The organism is Streptomyces sp. NPDC026062 (assembly GCF_055568375.1).
Genome location: NZ_JBVHOQ010000012.1, coordinates 1 through 18877, shown reverse-complemented (window position 1 = coordinate 18877; position 18877 = coordinate 1). Strand labels below are relative to the sequence as shown.

Sequence of the window (18877 nt, the reverse complement as noted above, 5' to 3'; positions counted from 1 at the left end):
GGACAACTCGATTTGCGCTTTCGAGGTGGAAGACGGGCGAAATCTCCCCTTCCGCCGCTGGTGCGGCACCGGTCGACAAGTTCCGGAGGTGCACTCAGGACCACCTGTCCACCCGAACGGGTCAGCCGTGACGAGCCTCACATATCGCCGTTTCACCTCGGAAATCGGGCACTCGGTGAGTCAAGATCCCTGGGACGACAAGCCCCCGCCACCGCGGCGGGGCGGTCCGGGCGGACGCCGAGTCCTGCCGCCGTCCGGATGCCTGGTCGACAGGAGTGGATCGGCAGGAGTGGAGGACCCGAGCACAACGGGCCGACCGGACTTCCGGGCGGTCCTCGGGGTGAAGCCGCGACAGCGGCCGGGCAACTTCGCCAGCCCGAACCCGACAGGTCATCCTTCACAGGCGGCTGACGAAGGGTTGCGCATGAGTGCGCAGGTTCATGTCCCGTCTCTGCTCGCCCGGGCCACGACGGCCTCGGCCCTGACTCTCGCCGCTGTCGGCGGCACGCTGTTCGTTCCCGGCGCCGTGACCGAGGCCCAGGCAGCGACACATTCGATGAAGGCCCTCAACATCGCCGCGTCGAAACGGGGGGCGCCCTACCGGTGGGGCGCCACGGGGCCCAGCCGGTTCGACTGTTCCGGGCTGACGCTCTACTCGTTCAAGAAGGCGGGCAAGAAGCTCCCGCGTACGGCCCAGCAGCAGTACAACAAGACCCGCCACATCTCGTCCTCCCAACGGCAGCGCGGCGATCTGGTCTTCTTCCACTCCGGCCGCAGCATCTACCACGTCGGCATCTACGCCGGCAGCGGCAAGATCTGGCACTCGCCCAAGACCGGGGCCGTGGTCCGCCTGGAAAGGATCTGGACGAAGAGCGTCTACTACGGCCGGGTCCGCTGAAGCCCCTCCTCGGTCCGCTGCGACGGTCAGGGACCGGCCCCTGACCCCTCTTCCAGGCTGCGGCGGACGGGTCTGCCGAGGCCTTTCCCGGGTCCGCGGGGGACAGGCCCGATGAGGACAGGTCCACAGAGGCCCCGCACCGGTCCGCCACGCAGGGGCGGGGCCCGCCAGAGTACCCGCCCCCGCTCAAGCTCACGCGTCAGCGCAGCAGCGGACCGGTCACCAGGACCAGCCCCAGCGCGGTGAGTGCCGCGCCGCTGCCGCCCTCGACCACCCGGGCGGTACGCGGCCGGCGCAGCCACCGGCCCAGGCGGTCCACCAGAAGCGCCACGGCCGGGAACCAGATCAGCGCCAGCAGCACGACGATCGTGGCCAGCAGCAGCGTTCGGGGCAGGGGCGCGGCCCCGGCCGGCACGAACTGTGGCAGAAGGCTGAGGAAGAGCACGGGCGCCTTGGGATTCAGCGCGTTGGTGAGGAAGCCCTGGCCCAGCGCCCGCCCGGTTCCCTTCGCGGCCCGCCCGCCACCCGCCTCGTCCGGCCCGCTCTCCGGCCCCTGACCGCTGCGGCGCCGGGCCGCGCACAAGGCGCTGATGCCCAGGTAGAGCACATACGCGCCGCCCAGCAGCTGGATGGTCCGGAACAGCACCGGCACCGCCACCAGCACGGCCGCCAGACCGGCGACGGCCAGCGCGGTGTGGACGAGGAGACCCCCGGCGACCCCGAGAGCCGTCGCCACCCCCGCCGACCGTGAGGCGAGGGCGTTGCGTACGACGACGGTGAAGTCCGCGCCGGGCAGCGCGACCATTCCGGCGGCGACCCCGACGAAGGCGGTCAGCTGTGCGTCCATGACTCCACCCTGGCCCCCTGGAGCCTTTAGCGTGTACTTGCAATCTTCTGGGTCTGCCAAAAGGAATGCTTTATGTACGACGCGACGCGGCTCGCGGCGCTGGTGGCGGTCGCCGAGGCCGGATCGATCACCCGGGCCGCCGCCCGACTGGGGTACACGGCTCCCGCGCTCTCCCAGCAGCTCGCCAAGCTGGAGCGCGAGGCGGGGGCGGCGTTGCTGGTGCGCCATCACCGCGGTGCCCGGCTCACGGCGGCGGGTGAACTGCTGGCCGGGCGCGCGCGGCGGGTCCTCGACGAGATGGACCGGGCCCGCCACGAGCTGGCGCGTCTCGCCGGGCTCTCCGGCGGGCGTGTGCGGGTCGGCACCTTCACCACGGCGGGCATCCACCTGCTGCCGCCGGTGCTGAGCGCGTTCCGCCGTGCGCACCCGGATGTGGAGCTGGTCGTCACCGAGTACGAACCGCCGGACGGGGTGGCCGCGGTGGCGGCGGGCGAGGTGGATCTGGCACTGACCCACGCCTATGAGCCGGCCGCCGCGACATCACCGCCCTCGGGCATCCTGACCGATCCGCTCCTGATCGAGGAACTGGTGCTGATCACTGCCGTCGGGCAGGTCCTGGCCGACGGCAGCGGGCGGCTCCCGGTGACGGAACTGGCCGGTCGGCCCCTGATCAGCAGCGCGCCCACCCATCCGCCCCGCCGGGGGGTGGAGAGCGCACTCGCCGAGGCCGGGGCGCTGCCCGCGGTGGTGTGCGAGTCGCCCGGCTATGCACTGGTCTGCGCCCTGGTCAGCGCGGGCATCGGCATGGCGGTCGTACCCGAGATGGTCGCCGCGATGTCACCGACGCCGCTGTCCGTACGACGGCTGGAGCCGGCCGCCTTCCGCCGGACGATCTCGGTGGTGCACCGCGGCGACCGCGCGAGCGCCGCGGCGGCGACCCTGCGGGCGCTGCTGCGCAGCGGATTCGGGCGGGGCGCGGCACCGCAGTGACCGGGGTGGGCGGCGGGTCCGTCAGTGCTGGACGGGTTCGTGCCACGGAAGTGCGATCCAGACGGTCTTCCCGCCGTCCGGGGTCGGGGTGACGGTCAGCCGGCCACCGTACTCCTTGGCCAGCGAGCGGATGATGACCATGCCGCGTCCATTGTCCTGCTGCACGGCCGCCGGGAGCCGCTGGGGCCAGCGGGGGTGACTGTCCGTCACTCCGAGGCGCAGCTGTTCCTCCCGCTCCAGCCGGAGGTCCACGGTGAAGGTGGGCGACTGTCCGAAGGTGTGCTGGACGGCGTTGGCCGCGAGCTCCGAGACGATGAGCCGTACGGTCTCCCCCATTTCCGAGCCGTCAGGAAGTCCCCAGTCGGCCAGCACCCGGGCCACATACCTCCGGGCCGCGGAGACCGAGACCGGCTCGCTCGGCAGGGTGAGGCTTGCTTCTTGATGGTCTGCCATGGCGAGCCGTCCCTTTCCCACCCGGAAGCGACCCCGCGATCGATGGTCCGGGTTGTGCTTCGCGCCAGCCTGCCACTGATGCTGCCTCTGTAACGGCGATCCACCAAGATATGCATATATCTGTCGCTCAAAGCGGTGAACTCTGCCCCGGATACCCCGTATCGGCGTCAAACTGTCCGCTCGGCACGGAGCGTTCGGCAGGGAGCGTTCGACACGGAGAGGGAAGGAGGCGCGGGATGCAGCACGGCCCCGCGGTGCGACGCCGCAAGCTCGGGGAGGAACTGCGGAGTCTGCGCCACGCGTCGGGACTCACGAGCCGCGACGCGGCCCGGCTGCTCGGCTGGCACCAGTCGAAAGTCAGCCGGATCGAGACCGGCGTGAGCGGAGTGCGGCCCGGGGATGTGACCCGGCTGCTCGACGCGTACAGCACGGACGACCCGAAGCTGCGCGAGGTACTGGAGGCGCTCGCGGGATCGGCGGGCGGAGGGGGCGCGGGGTGGTGGCACGCGTACCGCGGCCTGATCCCGCCGCAGTACCGGGACTTCATCAGTCTTGAGTCGCAGGCGCGCACCGCGCGCACGCTGGAGACATCGGTGGTACCGGGTCTGCTGCAGACCGCCGACTACGCCCGCGCGGTGACCCGGGCCTCGCTCGACGGTCTGCCCACCGGACAGCTGAACTCGCTGGTGGACGTACGGCTGGCACGGCAGGGGGTCCTGCGGAGCGATCCACCGCTGAGGCTGACGGCGGTGCTCGACGAGGCGGTGTTACGACGGGAGGTCGGCGGCCGCCGGGTGATGCGGGAACAACTGCGCCATCTTCGCCGGCTGGGCCAGCTGCCCCATGTGCAGCTCCAGCTGCTTCCGTTCTCTGTCGGCGGATATGTGGGCCTTACCGGGCCTTTCGTTATCTTCTCATTTCCGAGCACTTCTGATCTGGATGTAGTCGTTCTCGACCATTTGACGAGTAGCCTCTACCTGGAGCGGAAAGAAGACCTTGAGGCGTACAGCTCGGCCTTCCGCACCCTTCAGTCCCACGCGCTGTCGCCGGAGCACTCGTTGGACCTGATCGCCGCAATAGACCGCGACGGTCGGTGACGCCGGACTGCCCGAGGGGAACTTCATGTCGGACTGCCTCGCACAGCACGCGTTACGGTGGCGGCGCAGCAGCCGCAGCACGGGAATGAACAACTGCGTGGAGGCCGCGCTGTTCGCCGGCCGACGGCTTGCCGTACGTGACTCCAAGGACGTGTCCCGGCCGCCGCTGCAGTTCTCCGCCGCGGCCTGGACCTCCTTCGTCACCGCGCTGAACAGCGGTCCGGTCGGCTGAGCCGCCGCACACCGGTGCTCCGGGTGACGGCCCCCCGAGGGTCAGACGGCGAGTGCGGTCCGCCGCACGACCGCCACCGCCCGAGCGATCTGCTCCTCCGTCAGGTCGGCGCGCGCGGTCAGCCTGAGCCGGGAGACGCCGTCCGGAACGGACGGCGGCCGGAAGCACCCGACCCCGATGCCGGCTGTGCGGCAGTCCGCCGCCCAGCGGACTGCCGCCTCGGCCGAGGGAGCGCGTACGGAGACCACGGCCGCGTCGGGACGGACCGCACTCAGGCCGGCCTCGGTCAGCCGCTCGTACAGCGCGGTGGCGACCGTACGGGCCCGGTCTGCCCGCTCCGGCTCACGGCGCAGCAGTCGCAGGCTGGCCAGAGCGGCGCCGACGGCGGCCGGTGCGAGCCCGGTGTCGAAGATGAACGTACGGGCGGTGTTGACCAGGTGGTCGATCACCCGCGCCGGTCCGAGGACCGCGCCACCCTGGCTGCCCAGGGACTTGGAGAGGGTGAGCGTCGTGACAATTCCGTCAGCACCTGCCAGGCCGGCCGCGGCGAGCGCACCGCGCCCGCCGTCCCCGAGCACTCCCAGGCCGTGCGCGTCGTCGACGAGCAGCGCGGCGCCCTCCGCCCGGCAGACAGCGGCCAGTTCGGCCAGGGGCGCGGCATCGCCGTCGACGGAGAAGACCGAGTCGGTGACCGCCAGCCCCCTGCCCCGGTGCGTCCGCAGGGTCTTGAGCACCGCTTCCGGATCGGCGTGCGGAACCACGGCCGTCTCGGCGCGCGAGAGTCTGCACCCGTCGACGATCGAGGCGTGATTGCCCGCGTCCGACACGATCAGCGAGCCCCGGCCGGTCAGGGCGGTGAGGGCCGCGAGGTTGGCGGCATAGCCCGAGGACAGCACCAGGGCTGCCTCGAATCCGCAGAATTCGGCCAGTTCGCGTTCGAGCTCCGCGTGCAGCGCGGTGGAACCCGTGACCAGCCGCGATCCGGTGGCACCGGCGCCCCAGCGGCGGGCCGCCTCGGCTGCCGCGGCGGTCACCTCCGGATGCCGGGTCAGACCGAGATAGTCGTTGCTCGCGAGGTCCAGCAGGTCCGGATCGGCGGGCCGTGGCCGGAGCGTACGGACGAGTCCGGCGTCCGCGCGACGGCGCGCCTCGTCGTCGATCCAGTCGAACGGAGCGAAGGACATGAGCGGGTCCCTTTTGTAGGCAGCTCACAGACCCTAACCGGGGGCGCAGCCGGGCATGGTGTGGCAATGCACACACGCTCGGTTAACTGTCTTGTCCGGTTCCTCCTTGGCTCGGGGCGGTGCTGTGCGTCAGGATCATCGCCATGGACCTCCTGAGCACGCTGGTGGACAAGGGGCTGCGGCGCGAACTGCCGACCCGTGAAGAAGCGCTCGCCGTACTGGCGACCCCGGACGACGGACTGCTCGATGTGGTGGCCGCGGCCGGAAAGGTGCGCCGTCAGTGGTTCGGGCGGCGGGTGAAGCTGAACTATCTGGTCAATCTCAAGTCCGGGCTCTGTCCCGAGGACTGCTCGTACTGCTCCCAGCGGCTGGGATCCAAGGCCGGGATCCTGAAGTACACCTGGCTGAAGCCCGACGAGGCGTCGAAGGCGGCGGCTGCGGGAGTCGCCGGTGGTGCCAAGCGCGTCTGCCTGGTCGCCAGCGGCCGGGGCCCGACCGACCGGGACGTCGACCGGGTGTCACAGACGATCGAGGCGATCAAGGAACAGAACGAGGGCGTCGAGGTGTGTGCCTGTCTCGGCCTGCTCTCCGACGGCCAGGCAGACCGGCTGCGGTCGGCGGGTGCCGACGCGTACAACCACAACCTCAACACGTCCGAGGGGACGTACGGGGACATCACCACCACTCACACCTACGCCGACCGGGTGGAGACGGTGCACCAGGCGCAGGCCGCCGGGCTCTCCGCCTGTTCCGGGCTGATCGCCGGCATGGGGGAGAGCGACGCCGACCTGGTCGACGTGGTCTTCGCGCTGCGTGAACTCGACCCGGACTCCGTACCCGTCAACTTCCTGATCCCCTTCGAGGGGACTCCGCTCGCCAAGGAGTGGAACCTGACGCCGCAGCGCTGTCTGCGCATCCTGGCGATGGTGCGGTTCGTCTGCCCGGACGTGGAGGTACGGCTCGCGGGCGGGCGCGAGGTGCACCTGCGGTCGATGCAGCCGCTGGCGCTGCATCTCGTGAACTCGATCTTCCTGGGCGACTATCTGACCAGTGAGGGCCAGGCGGGGCAGACGGACCTCGACATGATCGCGGACGCCGGCTTCGAGGTGGAGGGCGCCGGTACGACGACACTGCCCGGACATCGCACGGACGCAGGTGGCGGATGCGGTTCGCACTCCGGCGGATGCGCTCCCTGCGGCGACGCACCGGAGGCGGAGACAGCTCCGGAGCAGGCCGCCGAACCCCAGGCGGCACGCACGGATCTGGTGGCGGTCCGCCGTCGCGGCGCGGGTACGGATCTCGCACCCAATGCCTGAGCCGCTCTCCCCCGGCGCGCTGCGGGCCCTGGACCGGGCGCACGTCTGGCATCCGTACGGCCCCATGCCTGGACGCCAGGAACCACTGGTCGTGGAATCCGCGTCGGGCGTACGTCTCCGTCTCGCCGAACCCGCCTACGGCCAGAGCGAGTTGGTTGACGGCATGTCATCGTGGTGGTCGGCCGTGCACGGATACAACCACCCGGTACTGAACGAGGCGGCGCGCGGGCAACTGGACCGGATGAGCCATGTGATGTTCGGCGGGCTCACACACGAGCCCGCCGTGCGGCTGGCCGCACAGCTGGTCGAGATCACCCCGGCGCCATTGCGGCATGTCTTCCTCGCCGACTCCGGTTCGGTGTCCGTCGAGGTCGCTGTGAAGATGTGCCTCCAGTACTGGCGTTCGGCCGGACAGCCGGCCAAGCAGCGTCTGCTGACCTGGCGCGGCGGATACCACGGGGACACCTGGCAGCCGATGTCGGTGTGCGACCCCGAGGGCGGGATGCACGAACTGTGGTCGGGGGCGCTGCCCCGGCAGGTCTTCGCCGACGAGCCCCCGGCCGGCTTCGACGCGGAGCCCGACGGCGCGTACGCGACGCATCTGCGCGAACTGATCGCGCACCACGCCGACGAGCTGGCCGCGGTCATCGTGGAACCCGTGGTGCAGGGAGCGGGCGGCATGCGCTTCCACTCCCCCGCGTACCTGCGCGTCCTGCGGGAGGCCTGCGACGCCAACGGCGTACTGCTGGTGTTCGACGAGATCGCGACGGGCTTCGGGCGCACGGGCAAGCTGTTCGCAGCCGGGCACGCCGGGGTCTCGCCCGATGTGATGTGTGTGGGCAAGGCCCTGACCGGCGGCTATCTGACGATGGCGGCGACCCTGTGCACGACCGAGGTGGCCGAGGGAATCTCACGCGGTGAGGTTCCGGTACTCGCCCACGGACCGACGTTCATGGGTAATCCGCTGGCCTCCGCGGTGGCCTGCGCCTCGATCGATCTGCTGCTCGGCCAGGACTGGGAGCAGGAGGTCAAGCGGATCGGGGCCGGGCTGGAGGACGGCCTCGCGCCGGCCCGTGAGCTGCCCGGGGTCCGTGATGTGCGGGTGCTGGGTGCGATCGGGGTTGTCCAGCTCGACCATGAGGTGGACATGGAGTCCGCGACGCGGGCGGCGGTGCGCGCGGGCGTGTGGCTGCGGCCGTTCCGCGACCTCGTCTACACCATGCCGCCGTACGTCGCCGATGACGACGATGTGGCGCGGATCTGCCGCGCTGTGTGCGCTGCGGCGCGGGAGGGCTGACATGAGCGTTCTGGTGGTGACGGGCACAGGCACCGAGATCGGCAAGACGATCGTGACCGCGGCGGTCGCGGCGGCCTCCGCGAACCGTCGGGTCGCGGTGCTCAAGCCGGCCCAGACCGGCCTGGAACCGGATGAGCCGGGTGACGCCGCCGAGGTCGCACGGCTGGCCGGCCATCATGTGACGGCAGTCGAACTGGCCCGCTTCCCGGAACCCTTGGCGCCCGCGACCGCCGCACGGCGGGCCGGGATGGCGCCGGTCCGTCCGTACGAGGTCGCCGAGGCCGCCGGGAAGCTGGCGACGGAGCACGATCTGGTACTGGTCGAGGGCGCGGGCGGGCTGCTCGTACGGTTCGACGACGACGGCGCGACCCTGGCGGACGCCGCACGGCTGCTGGCGGCGCCGGTCCTGGTGGTGGCGCCCGCCGGGCTCGGCACGCTCAACTCCACGGCGCTGACCTCCGAGGCGCTCCGCGCCCGCGGGCTCGACTGCCTCGGAGTGGTGGTCGGCAGTATGCCCGCCGAGCCGGACCTGGCGGAGCGCTGCAATCTGACGGACCTCCCCGTTGCGGCGGGTGCGCCCCTGCTGGGTGTCGTCCCGGCGGGGGCGGGAGCTCTCGACCCGGTGGACTTCCGTGCGCGGGCCGGGGGTTGGCTGGCCGGGCGGCTTGGCGGGACCCGACCGCCGGAATGAGCGGCGCGCGGCACAGGACGGGGATGCGCCGAAGAGGCAGAATCGAGGTAGCCGAACGTTTTCCGGCCGAGTGGGGCGGCGGGCGGATCCCGCACCCCGGCGCCCGCGCGGTCCGGTCCCGTCCTGTCGGTCCCGTCCTGGTGGTCCGGTCCTGGTGGTCCGGTCCTGGTGGTCCGGTCCTGGTGGTCCGGTCCTGGTGGTCCGGTCCTGGTGGTCCGGTCCTTTTGGTCCCGTCCGGTCCCGTCCGTCAAGGAGGTCACTCATGCGGTTGCGGAGCACGAAGATCCAGAAGGATGCGGTGCATCACCCCGTCTTCGCCCGCTGCTACGCCCGCCTCAGTGTGGCTGCGGAGTCTGCGGCGGGCATGGCCGGAGTGCGGGCCGAGCTGCTGTCGGGCCTTTCGGGACGGGTCATCGACATCGGGGCGGGCAACGGTCTCAACTTCGCCCACTACCCCCCGACGGTGTCCGAGGTGGTGGCGATCGAACCGGAGCGTACGCTGCGGCAGTTGGCGGTGCGGTCCGCACTGCGCGCGGGAATCCCGGTGGATGTGGTGCCGGGCACGGCGGAGGCGCTGCCGGTGAAGAGCGAGGCGTTCGACGGAGCCGTCGCCTCGCTCGTACTGTGCACCGTCCGCGATGTGCGGCAATCGCTCGCGGAGATCCGACGGGTCCTGCGGCCGGGTGGTGAGCTGCGCTTCTTCGAGCACGTGCGGGCCGACGGCCGTGCCATGGCGGCCACCCAGCGAGCGCTGGACCGGACCTTCTGGCCGCTGGTCGCCGGCGGCTGTCACACCTCCCGCGACGCGCTCGCAGCCATCGAGGAGGCCGGATTCGTGGTGGAGACGTACCGGAAGGTCAACATGCCGGAGAGCGGGGTCAGGCTCCCCACGTCCTCGTGTGTGCTGGGCGTGGCCCGGCGGTCGGCGGTGGTGGACCGGGGACTGAAGGGGCTCCACTGACGGGTACGGAGGCACGGGGCGCGATGGCTGGCGGCTGGCGGCTGGCGGCTGGCGGCTGCTGAGGCGTACGTGTGGAGCGCGGGTGGTTGCCCCTGTGTCTGTCTTCACACCGTGTCTGTCACAGGCTCCACTGGCGCAGTTCGTCGGCGATGGCCCGGACGTCTGCCTTGCCCTCCTTGACCAGCAGGGCGAGATCGCGCACCTGCTCCGGCGAAGTGATGACCTTGAGCCCCGACGCGACGAGATAGGCATAGGCCACGGCTGAGGCGAACATCGCGTTGGAGCGCTCCAGCGCGGGCACGTGCAGCAGGAGTTGCAGCAGTGCGGCAGCCCTGGAGTGCGGGTCGCTGTAGACCGGGCTGCCGAAGATCTCCGCTTCGTGCCGTGCGACTGCGGCAACCAGCGCGCCCCAGTCGGTGACATGGGGGTCACCGGGTGTCTTGTGCTCGGCGACCATGAGCAGCCAGGAAAGATGGATCCGGAGGTTCAACGGTTGCCTCTGCGCTCCGGGCCGAACTCCTCGGCGAACACCGATTCGTACTGCTTCATGAAGTCGGCGGCAGCCTCGACGAATGTATGGCCGACTTCGCCCGCATCCTGTTTGACGAGTTCTTCTATGTAGCGGTTCACGCTCATCCCCCTCTGGAGCGCGCGCTGCCGCGCTGCCTCGGCGGTGGCCTCGTCCACTCGAACGTTCAGCTGCGTCTTGGGCACTCCCTCACGCTAGCTCGGATTCGCTAGCACCAGCAAGGGGAACGGGTCCCGGCACGGCCCCGTGCGGTCCGCCCCGATCGGTCTCCGGGCCCTCGGCAAGTCCGGCACAACGCCGTCACCTGGCATATCACCGAAGCCGGCCGCCCCGGGCGTACGGGCCCCGGCACCCGTACCGTCGAACTATGAGCGACGGATATCGCACCCGGCCGCCCCCTCGTCCGAACAAGTGGTCATAATTCCTGGTCAGGCAGCCGAAGTCAGCGCAGTCGGCCACGTCCTGGCGGCGAATTCCTGCCAACCGACCAGATCTCGCGACGACTCACGGAGTGCACACATTGAGTACGACGTTCCGTTCCCGTATCACCGCCCGGCTCGGGCGCACCTACCTGGCCAGGATTCAACGGCACGGAATCGGCTCCTCCACGATCAGGCTGCTGCCGGAGGAACTGCTCATGCTCCTGCGCCGCGACGGTCTCGATCCCGTGCGGCGGGTGGCCGTGACCCGGGCGAGCGCTCCGGTGTCCAGGGTTTCACTGCCGTTCGGCATGGACGCCTGGGTGGTCACCGGGTACGAGGAGTCGAAGGCAGTACTCGGATCCGCCGACGGGTTCAGCACGGACTTCGCCCACCTCGCGGGCAACGCCGGAATCGCCGCCGAGCAGAGCCCCGGCGGGCTCGGGTTCAGCGATCCGCCGGTGCATACGCGACTGCGGCGCATTCTGACCCCGGAGTTCACCATGCGCCGCCTTCGGCGCCTGGCTCCGCGAATCGAAGCGATCGTCGAGGAACGCCTGGACGCGATGGCGGCCGCCCGCGGCCCGGTCGACCTGGTGCACGAGTTCGCACTGCCCGTCCCTTCCCTCACCATCTGCGAACTGCTGGGTGTGCCGTACGAGGACCGGAACGACTTCCAGCAGCTCGCGATGGACCGCTTCGACCTTTTCGGCGGGACGACCGCGCCTTTCGGGGCCATGTCCGCGTCCCTGGACTACTTCAGGGAGGTCGTCAGGGCGCAGCGGCGGAAGCCTGGCGACGGGCTGCTCGGCATGATCGTGCGGGAACACGGGGACAGCGTCGACGACGAGGAGCTCGCGGGTCTCGCGGACGGGGTACTCACCGGCGGTTTCGAGACGACCGCCAGCACGATCGCGCTCGGCTCACTGGTCCTGCTGCAGAACGAGGACGTCCTCGAACAGCTGCGCACGGACGACACGATGACCGCACCGTTCGTCGAGGAGGTGCTGCGGTATCTCTCGGCAGTCCAGATGGCGTTTCCCCGATTCGCCCGTGAGGACATCGAGATAGCCGGGGTGGTGATTCCGCGCGGCGACATGGTGCTCTGCTCCCTCAGCGGCGCCAACCGTGATCCGTCGTACGTCACGGACGACGGAGGCTTCGACCCGCACCGCACCACCCCGGCCGGCCATCTGGCCTTCGGCCACGGCATCCACCGCTGCATAGGCGCAGAGCTGGCGCGCATGGAACTGCGTGTGGCATACCCCGCGCTGGCCAGGCGGTTCCCCGGCATGCGCCTCGCCGTCCCGCCACAGGATCTCGGCTTCCGGAAGCTGTCGATCGTGTACGGGATCGAGTCTCTTCCCGTACGTCTGCACTGAGGCACCCGGTCTCACCGCGCAAGACCGACCCGGAATTCGTTCGCCCACCCGGATGACGCTCTGGTTGGCTCACCCCATGAGCGATCTCCACATCCGTCACGCGGCACTCCACGATGTCGACGGCGTACTGACGTTCTGGCGCGAGGCGGCAGAGGGAACAAGCATCAGTGACGACCGCGCGGGAGTGTCGCGGCTGATCGGCAGGGACCCGGAGGCCCTGCTCCTCGCCGAGCGGGACGGCCTGCTTGTGGGCACCGTCATCGCCGGATTCGACGGATGGCGCTGCCACGTCTACCGGCTGGCGGTGCACCCGGACGTACGCAGGCAGGGCATCGCCACAGCACTGCTGGAGGCGGCGGACGACCGGTTCAGCGCGCTGGGCGGCCGCCGGGCCGACGCCATGGTCCTGGAAGCCAACGAGCGCGCGCACCACGCGTGGGCCGCCGCCGGCTATCACCGCGAGGACCACTGGCGGCGCTGGGTGAAGCCACTCTGACAGGAGGCGTGGGCGGAGCCCGGTCTGCCGGGTCTGCCGGGTCTGCCGGGTCTGCCGGGTCTGCCGGGTCTGCCGGGTCCACTGTCCGGTGCAGCCGTCCAAAACGGCGGGGCCGCCGGGCTCGGTGCAGCCGTCCGGAACGGCGGGGCCGCCGGGCTCGGCGAAGTCACACCGGAACCGGCGGGTCCGCCGACTACCGTGATGTCGTCCGGCAGCGGCAGGTCCGCCGATTGCCGTGCGGCCGTCAAGGAGCCCGGACCTCTGCCCGACCTCGCCACTTTGCCGATCCTTTACTATGGGTGCTCCCCCGTCGATCCTTATGAAAGGTGTGAGCGTCCGTCCCATGGGCGAGCCTCCCAGTAGCCGATATCGCCGACATCGCGCGATCCACGTGTCCCTGCCCGATCATGGGACGGAGGTGAACCGATGACCGAAGTGCTTCTGCTGCTTGTGGCGGTACTGCTCTCTCTTGCCTGCGGCGCTTTCGTCGCGGCGGAGTTCTCCCTGACCACGGTCGAGCGCGGCCAGCTCGAACGGGCGGTCGAGCAGGGCGAACGTGGCGCCGCGAGCGCCATGAAGGCCGTCCGCAGCCTCACCTTCCAGCTCTCAGGAGCCCAGCTCGGCATCACGGTCACCAATCTGGTCGTCGGCATGCTCTCCGAACCGTCCATCGCGAAATTGATCCGCGGCCCGGTCGAGGCCGTCGGGCTGTCGCCCAGCGTGTCGTCGTCGTTGGCTCTGGTCATCGGCACAGCTCTGTCCACCGTGTTCCTCATGGTGGTCGGTGAGCTCGTACCGAAGAACTGGGCCATCTCATCGCCCCTCGCAGTGGCGAAGACCGTGGCCACCCCACAGCGGGCCTTCACCGCTCTCTTCCGGCCCTTCATCAGCCATCTCAACAACACGGCCAACCACATCGTGCGCCGCTTCGGACTCGAACCGGCCGAGGAGCTGGCATCCGCCCGTAGTCCGCAGGAGCTGGTGGCACTGGCCCGGCACTCCGCCAAGGCAGGCGCCCTGGAGGCCGACACCGCGGAGCTGTTCGTCCGCACGCTCAATCTTGCGGAGCTCACCGCAGAGAACGTGATGACCCCCCGGGTACAGGTCACAGCACTCGACGTGCAGGCGACGGCCGAGGACGTCGCCAACGCCACCCGGGCCACCGGGCTGTCCCGCTTCCCCGTGTACCGGGGCAGCCTCGACTCCGTCGTCGGCGTCGCCCACATCAAGGACGTGCTGGCCATCCCCGCCGAGCAGCGTCCTCGCAAGCGGGTCTCGGACATGCTCCGCGAGCCACTGCTCGTCCCGGAGACCCTGACCGTCGACCGACTGCTGGACCGGCTCTCCGGCAAACTCGCCATGGCGGTCGTCATCGACGAGTACGGCGGCACGGCCGGCGTCGTGACGCTGGAGGACATTGTCGAGGAGGTAGTCGGCGAGGTGCGCGACGAGCACGACCCGCATGAGACACCCGATCTCGCACCTGCCGGCGAGGACGCCGACGGACGCACGCTGTGGTCGGCCGACGGCGCGGCCCGCACCGACCAGCTGGAGACGATCGGACTGAGAGTGCCGGACGGACCGTACGAGACCCTTGCCGGGATGATCGCCACGGAGGTGGGCCGCATCCCCGCCGTCGGTGACACGATCGAGCTGGCCGGCTGGCGGATCGATGTGGTGGACGCCTCCGGGCGACGCGCCGCACGGGCACTGCTCCATGCACCGCTGCCCGGTTCCGACGAGCCGTCGGAGGACGAGCGATGACCGCCGTACAGCTCTTCATCGGGCTGATGACACTGGTCGTGAACGCGTTCTTCGTCGGTGCGGAGTTCGCTCTCATCTCCGTGCGGCGCAGCCAGATCGAGCCACAGGCCGAGGACGGGAACCGGCGGGCGCGCAGCGTCATCTGGGGCCTCGAACACGTCTCGGCGCTGCTCGCCGCTGCACAGCTGGGCATCACGTTGTGCACCCTGGTCCTCGGCATCGTCGCCGAACCCGCCATCGCACATCTGCTGGAGCCCGTCTTCAACGCCGTCGGGGTGCCGCACGGGCTGGTCCATCCGATCTCGTTCGTCATCGCACTGTCGGTGGCGACCTACCTCCACATGCTGCTCGGCGAGATGGTGCCGAAGAACATCGCCCTGGCCGAGCCCGTGAAGACCGCGCTGCTGCTCGGGCCGCCGCTGGTCACGCTGGCCCGGGCGCTGCGTCCGGTGATCTTCACGATCAACGCCTTCGCCAACACGCTTCTGAAACTGTTGCGGGTGGAGACGAAGGACGAGGTGTCGGCCACGTTCTCGGACGACGAGCTGGCGCGGCTCGTCAAGGACGCGGGCGACGCGGGGCTCGTCGACGACCGTGCCGCCGAGCGACTGCACCACGCCCTGGAACTGGGGCGCAGGCCGGTGCGGGATGTGGTGCTGCCGGTGGACCGGGTGATGTACACGAGGGTCGGGACAACGCCCGAGGAACTGGAGCGGCTCTCGTCCGAGACAGGGTTCTCGCGATTCCCTGTGATGGACAGCGAGCAGCGGATCCTCGGCTACCTCCATGTGAAGGACGCACTCGATGTCACACCTCGCGACATGCCGTTTCCGGTGACCGCGATGCGGCCGATCGCCCGGGTCCGGGCGGCGACGCCGCTCGACGACGTACTGACCGCGCTCCGGCGCAGCCGTACGCACCTGGCGGCCGTCCTCGACGAAGACGACCGGCTGGCCGGCATGGTCACGATGGAGGACGTGCTTCGCGAGTTGGTGGGCCGGCCCCAGTCGCGCTGATCCCGGCTCCCGATGCCTGTTCCGCACCTCTCTCGGGACGCGGAACAGGCATCGGCCCCGAGGAGGGTGCCGCCGCGTCCTCTCCCCATGGGTGGGGCCGCATCGCGGTACGATCGCAAGGCCATGGAAATAGATGCCAAATACACCAGTTTCGTTGCGGTAGGGGATTCCTTCACCGAGGGCATGTCGGACCTGCTGCCCGATGGTTCCTACCGGGGCTGGGCCGACGTTCTCGCCACCCGGCTGGCCACCCGCACCCCCGGATTCCGGTACGCCAATCTCGCTGTGCGCGGAAAGCTCATCGGCCAGATCGTGGACGAGCAGGTGGACGCGGCAGCGGCCATGCAGGCGGATGTGGTCACACTGGTGGGCGGTCTCAACGACACCCTGCGGCCCAAGTGCGACATGGGGATGGTCCGCGGGCGCCTGGAGGAGGCCGTGGAACGCCTCGCGCCCTCGTGCAAGAAGCTGGTCCTGATGCGCAGCCCCGGTCGCAACGGACCGGTGATGGAAAGGTTCCGGCCGCGGATGGAGGAGCTCTTCTCCCTGGTCGACGACCTCGCCGCCCGCCACGGTGCGGAAGTCGCCGACCTGTACGGAGCACCGGTACTGGGCGACCCCAGGATGTGGGATGTGGACCGGCTGCATCTGACCGCCGAGGGGCATCGCCGGGCGGCGGAGGCTGTCTGGCAGACGCTGGGCCTGCCGCCGGAGAACGACTGGCAGACACTGTTGCCCCCCACGGTCCCGCCGCGCTGGTCCACGCGGCGCGTCGACGACGTGCGCTTCGCCCGTCGGCACCTGTTCCCCTGGATAGGACGACGCCTGACCGGACGCTCGTCGGGCGACGGTCGCACGGGAGCACAGTTCAGCGCCGAGCTGGGGCGAGCCTTCTGGGTCACACCCATGGACGACAAGACCCCGGGCCCCGTCACCACATGGCGACGCGTCGACGCCGGCGAGTAACCGAGGCGCGGATGACGGATACGCCCGGCTGGCCGTGTCCACCTCCTTGCGCTCACACACCCCCACGCGCTCGCGCACACCCCCACTTGCGCCCGCCCTCGCTCTCCCGATCCCACTCGTAGCAACGCACAAACCAGGGGCGGCGTCGACCTGCATAAAGCGCCAGTAGAATCTGGACACGTGACTGCTGTGTCTGCGAAGCCTCGCATCCCCAATGTCCTGGCCGGCCGCTACGCCTCTACGGAGCTGGCCGTCCTCTGGTCCCCCGAGCAGAAGGTAAAACTGGAACGTCAGCTGTGGCTGGCGGTGCTGCGCGCCCAGAAGGACCTCGGGATCGAGGTACCCGACGCGGCCCTCGCCGACTACGAGCGCGTTCTCGACCAGGTCGACCTGGCCTCGATCGCCGAGCGCGAGAAGGTCACCCGGCACGACGTCAAGGCCCGTATCGAGGAGTTCAACGCTCTCGCAGGTCACGAACAGGTGCACAAGGGAATGACCTCCCGCGACCTGACGGAGAACGTCGAGCAGCTCCAGATCCGGCTGTCGCTGGAACTGATGCGCGACCGCACGGTGGCAGTTCTGGCCCGGCTCGGCCGGCTCGCCGGTGAGTACCGTGAACTGGTCATCGCGGGCCGGTCCCACAATGTCGCCGCCCAGGCCACAACCCTCGGCAAGCGCTTCGCCACTGCGGCGGACGAGCTGCTGGTGGCCTACGGACGGCTGGACGACCTGCTGGAGCGCTACCCGCTCCGCGGGATCAAGGGCCCCGTCGGCACGGCCCAGGACATGCTCGACCTGCTGGGCGGAGACGCCGGGAAGCTCGCCGAGCTGGAGCAGCGCATCGCGGGGCACCTCGGCTTCGCGCAGGCCTTCACCTCGGTCGGCCAGGTCTACCCGCGCTCGCTCGACTACGACGTGGTGACGGCCCTGGTGCAGCTGGCCGCAGCCCCTTCCTCTGTCGCGAAGACCATCCGGCTGATGGCCGGCCATGAGCTGGTGACCGAGGGCTTCAAGCCGGGCCAGGTCGGCTCGTCCGCCATGCCGCACAAGATGAACACTCGCTCCTGCGAGCGTGTCAACGGCCTGATGGTCATCCTGCGCGGTTACGCGTCGATGACTGGTGAGCTGGCGGGCGATCAGTGGAACGAGGGCGATGTTTCCTGCTCCGTGGTCCGCCGGGTGGCACTGCCGGACGCGTTCTTCGCCTTCGACGGTCTGGTGGAGACCTTCCTGACGGTGCTGGACGAATTCGGCGCGTTCCCTGCCGTAGTCGCTCGCGAGCTGGACCGCTACCTGCCCTTCCTTGCCACGACCAAGGTGCTGATGGGCGCGGTTCGCGCCGGTGTCGGCCGCGAGGTCGCCCACGAGGCCATCAAGGAGAACGCGGTCGCGTCCGCGCTCGCCATGCGAGAGCAGGGAACGGAGCGCAACGAACTGCTGGACAAGCTGGCGGCGGACGAGCGAATCCCTCTCGACCGCGCACAGTTGGACGAGCTGATGGCCGACAAGCTCTCGTTCACGGGCGCTGCGGGGGATCAGGTCACCGCACTGGTCGGCCGGATCGAGGAGATCACCAAGCAGCACCCGGAGGCAGCCGGTTACACGCCCGGCTCGATTCTCTGATGCGCCGGGCCACCGGCCGATGACGCCCGAAGAGCTTCTGGCCGCCCGTGACCGCATCGTTCCCGATGTGGTCACGGGCGGCCTGCGCGTGCTGTTCTGCGGAATCAACCCGAGTTTGATGACAGGTGCCACGGGCCATCACTTCGCCTTCCCTGGTAACCGTTTCTGGCCGGTGCTCCATCAGTCGGGGTTCACCCCGAGGCAGCTGAAGCCTTGCGAGCAGTCCGAACTCCTTCGCTATGGACTGGGGATCACCAATGTGGTCGCCAGAGCCACAGCCCGGGCGGACGAACTCTCTGCCGAGGAGTTCCGCGCCGGGGGCCGGCTCCTCACTTCGAAGGTCGAGAAGCTGCGGCCTCAATGGCTGGCGGTCGTCGGAATCACTGCGTACAGGACGGCATTCGGCGAGCGACAGGCCCGCATCGGGCCGCAGGACCGGCGAATCGGCGGGGCCCGCGTCTGGGCGCTGCCCAACCCCAGCGGCCTGAACGCCCACTGGACCGTCAGCTCCATGGCCGACGAGTACGGACGTCTCCGGTCAGCGGTCGACTCGGACGCCCCGAGCACCACCACTGAGGGCTGACGACAACGCGTGTCCCTCCGGCCGCGGGGGGGGGCCCCCCCCCCCGCCCCCCCCCCCCCCCCCGGCCCCCGACCCCCGCCCCGCGGGAAGAACCGCCGGCCAAACCCCGCCCCCCGCACCCACCCCCCCCGCC

At 70.1% G+C, this 18877-nt stretch carries 20 protein-coding genes and 1 riboswitch; of the genes, 15 read left to right on the top strand and 5 right to left on the bottom strand.

The window, feature by feature from the left end; all coding sequences use genetic code 11:
* Positions 1–249: 249 nt before the first annotated feature.
* Positions 250–421, top strand: a riboswitch (cyclic di-AMP (ydaO/yuaA leader).
* Positions 422–424: 3 nt separating this feature from the next.
* Positions 425–898, top strand: a complete 474-nt coding sequence (locus ACZ4LX_RS13380; protein WP_467638323.1) for a C40 family peptidase — start codon at positions 425–427, stop codon at positions 896–898.
* A gap of 199 nt (positions 899–1097) precedes the next feature.
* Here ACZ4LX_RS13380 and ACZ4LX_RS13375 read toward each other — a convergent pair whose 3' ends face one another.
* Entirely contained in the window at positions 1098–1745 is a 648-nt protein-coding gene (locus ACZ4LX_RS13375) for a LysE family translocator (RefSeq protein WP_467638325.1), read from the bottom strand.
* 72 nt (positions 1746–1817) lie between these two features.
* Here ACZ4LX_RS13375 and ACZ4LX_RS13370 point away from each other — a divergent pair, with 72 nt between their 5' ends.
* A complete protein-coding gene (locus tag ACZ4LX_RS13370; protein ID WP_467638328.1) occupies positions 1818–2735 on the top strand; it encodes a LysR family transcriptional regulator in 918 nt (305 codons plus the stop codon).
* A 21-nt stretch (positions 2736–2756) separates the two neighbouring features.
* On the opposite strand, the gene ACZ4LX_RS13365 is transcribed toward ACZ4LX_RS13370, so the two are convergent.
* On the bottom strand, positions 2757–3188 hold the full coding sequence (locus ACZ4LX_RS13365) for an ATP-binding protein (RefSeq protein ID WP_467638330.1): 432 nt from the start codon (positions 3186–3188) through the stop codon (positions 2757–2759).
* 236 nt (positions 3189–3424) lie between these two features.
* Between ACZ4LX_RS13365 and ACZ4LX_RS13360 the strand changes: the two genes are divergently transcribed.
* Together ACZ4LX_RS13360 and ACZ4LX_RS13355 are read left to right on the top strand one after the other, a co-directional pair.
* The gene (locus ACZ4LX_RS13360; RefSeq protein WP_467638333.1) at positions 3425–4285 is read left to right on the top strand and encodes a helix-turn-helix domain-containing protein; all 861 of its coding nucleotides are present in this window, start codon (positions 3425–3427) and stop codon (positions 4283–4285) included.
* 25 nt (positions 4286–4310) lie between these two features.
* Complete coding sequence (locus tag ACZ4LX_RS13355) at positions 4311–4517, top strand: DUF397 domain-containing protein (RefSeq protein WP_467638336.1); 207 nt, start codon at positions 4311–4313, stop codon at positions 4515–4517.
* 41 nt (positions 4518–4558) lie between these two features.
* Here the strand turns inward: ACZ4LX_RS13355 and ACZ4LX_RS13350 are convergent, their stop codons facing one another.
* Complete coding sequence (locus ACZ4LX_RS13350; RefSeq protein WP_467638339.1) at positions 4559–5701, bottom strand: 8-amino-7-oxononanoate synthase; 1143 nt, start codon at positions 5699–5701, stop codon at positions 4559–4561.
* 143 nt (positions 5702–5844) lie between these two features.
* On the opposite strand from ACZ4LX_RS13350, the gene bioB reads away from it, so the two are divergent.
* From bioB to ACZ4LX_RS13330, 4 genes are all read left to right on the top strand, one after another.
* Positions 5845–7017, top strand: a complete 1173-nt coding sequence (gene bioB, locus ACZ4LX_RS13345) for a biotin synthase BioB (protein WP_467638342.1) — start codon at positions 5845–5847, stop codon at positions 7015–7017.
* Positions 7010–8314, top strand: coding sequence for an adenosylmethionine--8-amino-7-oxononanoate transaminase (locus tag ACZ4LX_RS13340; protein ID WP_467638345.1), 1305 nt, complete (start codon positions 7010–7012; stop codon positions 8312–8314). Before bioB ends, ACZ4LX_RS13340 begins: the two co-directional genes overlap by 8 nt.
* Before the next feature lies 1 nt (position 8315).
* A complete protein-coding gene (gene bioD, locus ACZ4LX_RS13335) occupies positions 8316–9005 on the top strand; it encodes a dethiobiotin synthase (RefSeq protein WP_467638348.1) in 690 nt (229 codons plus the stop codon).
* A 262-nt stretch (positions 9006–9267) separates the two neighbouring features.
* Positions 9268–9966 carry a class I SAM-dependent methyltransferase gene (locus tag ACZ4LX_RS13330; protein ID WP_467638351.1) on the top strand — a complete coding sequence of 233 codons (699 nt, stop codon included), beginning with the start codon at positions 9268–9270 and terminating at the stop codon, positions 9964–9966.
* Between the two features lie 118 nt (positions 9967–10084).
* Here the strand turns inward: ACZ4LX_RS13330 and ACZ4LX_RS13325 are convergent, their stop codons facing one another.
* Positions 10085–10456 (bottom strand): fic family toxin-antitoxin system, toxin component, encoded by a 372-nt coding sequence (locus ACZ4LX_RS13325; protein WP_467638353.1) that lies wholly within the window; start codon positions 10454–10456, stop codon positions 10085–10087.
* Positions 10453–10680, bottom strand: a complete 228-nt coding sequence (locus ACZ4LX_RS13320) for an antitoxin (protein ID WP_467638356.1) — start codon at positions 10678–10680, stop codon at positions 10453–10455. Before ACZ4LX_RS13320 ends, ACZ4LX_RS13325 begins: the two co-directional genes overlap by 4 nt.
* Before the next feature lie 335 nt (positions 10681–11015).
* Between ACZ4LX_RS13320 and ACZ4LX_RS13315 the strand changes: the two genes are divergently transcribed.
* The 7 genes from ACZ4LX_RS13315 (at position 11016) to mug (ending at position 18744) form a co-directional block, all read left to right on the top strand.
* A complete protein-coding gene (locus ACZ4LX_RS13315) occupies positions 11016–12296 on the top strand; it encodes a cytochrome P450 (protein WP_467638359.1) in 1281 nt (426 codons plus the stop codon).
* A gap of 76 nt (positions 12297–12372) precedes the next feature.
* Positions 12373–12792: a GNAT family N-acetyltransferase gene (locus ACZ4LX_RS13310; RefSeq protein WP_467638362.1), complete on the top strand. Its 420-nt coding sequence runs from the start codon at positions 12373–12375 to the stop codon at positions 12790–12792.
* A gap of 426 nt (positions 12793–13218) precedes the next feature.
* Positions 13219–14556 carry a hemolysin family protein gene (locus tag ACZ4LX_RS13305; protein WP_467638365.1) on the top strand — a complete coding sequence of 446 codons (1338 nt, stop codon included), beginning with the start codon at positions 13219–13221 and terminating at the stop codon, positions 14554–14556.
* Positions 14553–15572 carry a hemolysin family protein gene (locus ACZ4LX_RS13300; RefSeq protein ID WP_467638368.1) on the top strand — a complete coding sequence of 340 codons (1020 nt, stop codon included), beginning with the start codon at positions 14553–14555 and terminating at the stop codon, positions 15570–15572. The genes ACZ4LX_RS13305 and ACZ4LX_RS13300 overlap by 4 nt, the downstream gene beginning before the upstream one ends.
* 123 nt (positions 15573–15695) lie before the next feature.
* Positions 15696–16538, top strand: coding sequence for an SGNH/GDSL hydrolase family protein (locus ACZ4LX_RS13295; protein ID WP_467638370.1), 843 nt, complete (start codon positions 15696–15698; stop codon positions 16536–16538).
* Between the two features lie 180 nt (positions 16539–16718).
* Positions 16719–18161, top strand: coding sequence for an adenylosuccinate lyase (purB, locus tag ACZ4LX_RS13290; RefSeq protein ID WP_467638373.1), 1443 nt, complete (start codon positions 16719–16721; stop codon positions 18159–18161).
* Positions 18162–18180: 19 nt separating this feature from the next.
* A complete protein-coding gene (mug, locus tag ACZ4LX_RS13285; protein ID WP_467638376.1) occupies positions 18181–18744 on the top strand; it encodes a G/U mismatch-specific DNA glycosylase in 564 nt (187 codons plus the stop codon).
* Positions 18745–18877 lie beyond the last annotated feature (133 nt).

What these genes read in the sequence shown, in the direction of transcription:
- mug (WP_467638376.1), top strand. Translation starts at nt 18,181, where the DNA reads ATGACGCCCGAAGAGCTTCTGGCCGCCCGTGACCGCATCGTTCCCGAT.
- ACZ4LX_RS13330 (WP_467638351.1), top strand. Translation starts at nt 9,268, where the DNA reads ATGCGGTTGCGGAGCACGAAGATCCAGAAGGATGCGGTGCATCACCCC.
- ACZ4LX_RS13340 (WP_467638345.1), top strand. Translation starts at nt 7,010, where the DNA reads ATGCCTGAGCCGCTCTCCCCCGGCGCGCTGCGGGCCCTGGACCGGGCG.
- ACZ4LX_RS13360 (WP_467638333.1), top strand. Translation starts at nt 3,425, where the DNA reads ATGCAGCACGGCCCCGCGGTGCGACGCCGCAAGCTCGGGGAGGAACTG.
- ACZ4LX_RS13370 (WP_467638328.1), top strand. Translation starts at nt 1,818, where the DNA reads ATGTACGACGCGACGCGGCTCGCGGCGCTGGTGGCGGTCGCCGAGGCC.
- ACZ4LX_RS13305 (WP_467638365.1), top strand. Translation starts at nt 13,219, where the DNA reads ATGACCGAAGTGCTTCTGCTGCTTGTGGCGGTACTGCTCTCTCTTGCC.
- ACZ4LX_RS13310 (WP_467638362.1), top strand. Translation starts at nt 12,373, where the DNA reads ATGAGCGATCTCCACATCCGTCACGCGGCACTCCACGATGTCGACGGC.
- ACZ4LX_RS13355 (WP_467638336.1), top strand. Translation starts at nt 4,311, where the DNA reads ATGTCGGACTGCCTCGCACAGCACGCGTTACGGTGGCGGCGCAGCAGC.
- ACZ4LX_RS13350 (WP_467638339.1), bottom strand. Translation starts at nt 5,701, where the DNA reads ATGTCCTTCGCTCCGTTCGACTGGATCGACGACGAGGCGCGCCGTCGC.
- bioB (WP_467638342.1), top strand. Translation starts at nt 5,845, where the DNA reads ATGGACCTCCTGAGCACGCTGGTGGACAAGGGGCTGCGGCGCGAACTG.
- ACZ4LX_RS13375 (WP_467638325.1), bottom strand. Translation starts at nt 1,745, where the DNA reads ATGGACGCACAGCTGACCGCCTTCGTCGGGGTCGCCGCCGGAATGGTC.
- ACZ4LX_RS13365 (WP_467638330.1), bottom strand. Translation starts at nt 3,188, where the DNA reads ATGGCAGACCATCAAGAAGCAAGCCTCACCCTGCCGAGCGAGCCGGTC.
- bioD (WP_467638348.1), top strand. Translation starts at nt 8,316, where the DNA reads ATGAGCGTTCTGGTGGTGACGGGCACAGGCACCGAGATCGGCAAGACG.
- ACZ4LX_RS13300 (WP_467638368.1), top strand. Translation starts at nt 14,553, where the DNA reads ATGACCGCCGTACAGCTCTTCATCGGGCTGATGACACTGGTCGTGAAC.
- ACZ4LX_RS13295 (WP_467638370.1), top strand. Translation starts at nt 15,696, where the DNA reads ATGGAAATAGATGCCAAATACACCAGTTTCGTTGCGGTAGGGGATTCC.
- ACZ4LX_RS13380 (WP_467638323.1), top strand. Translation starts at nt 425, where the DNA reads ATGAGTGCGCAGGTTCATGTCCCGTCTCTGCTCGCCCGGGCCACGACG.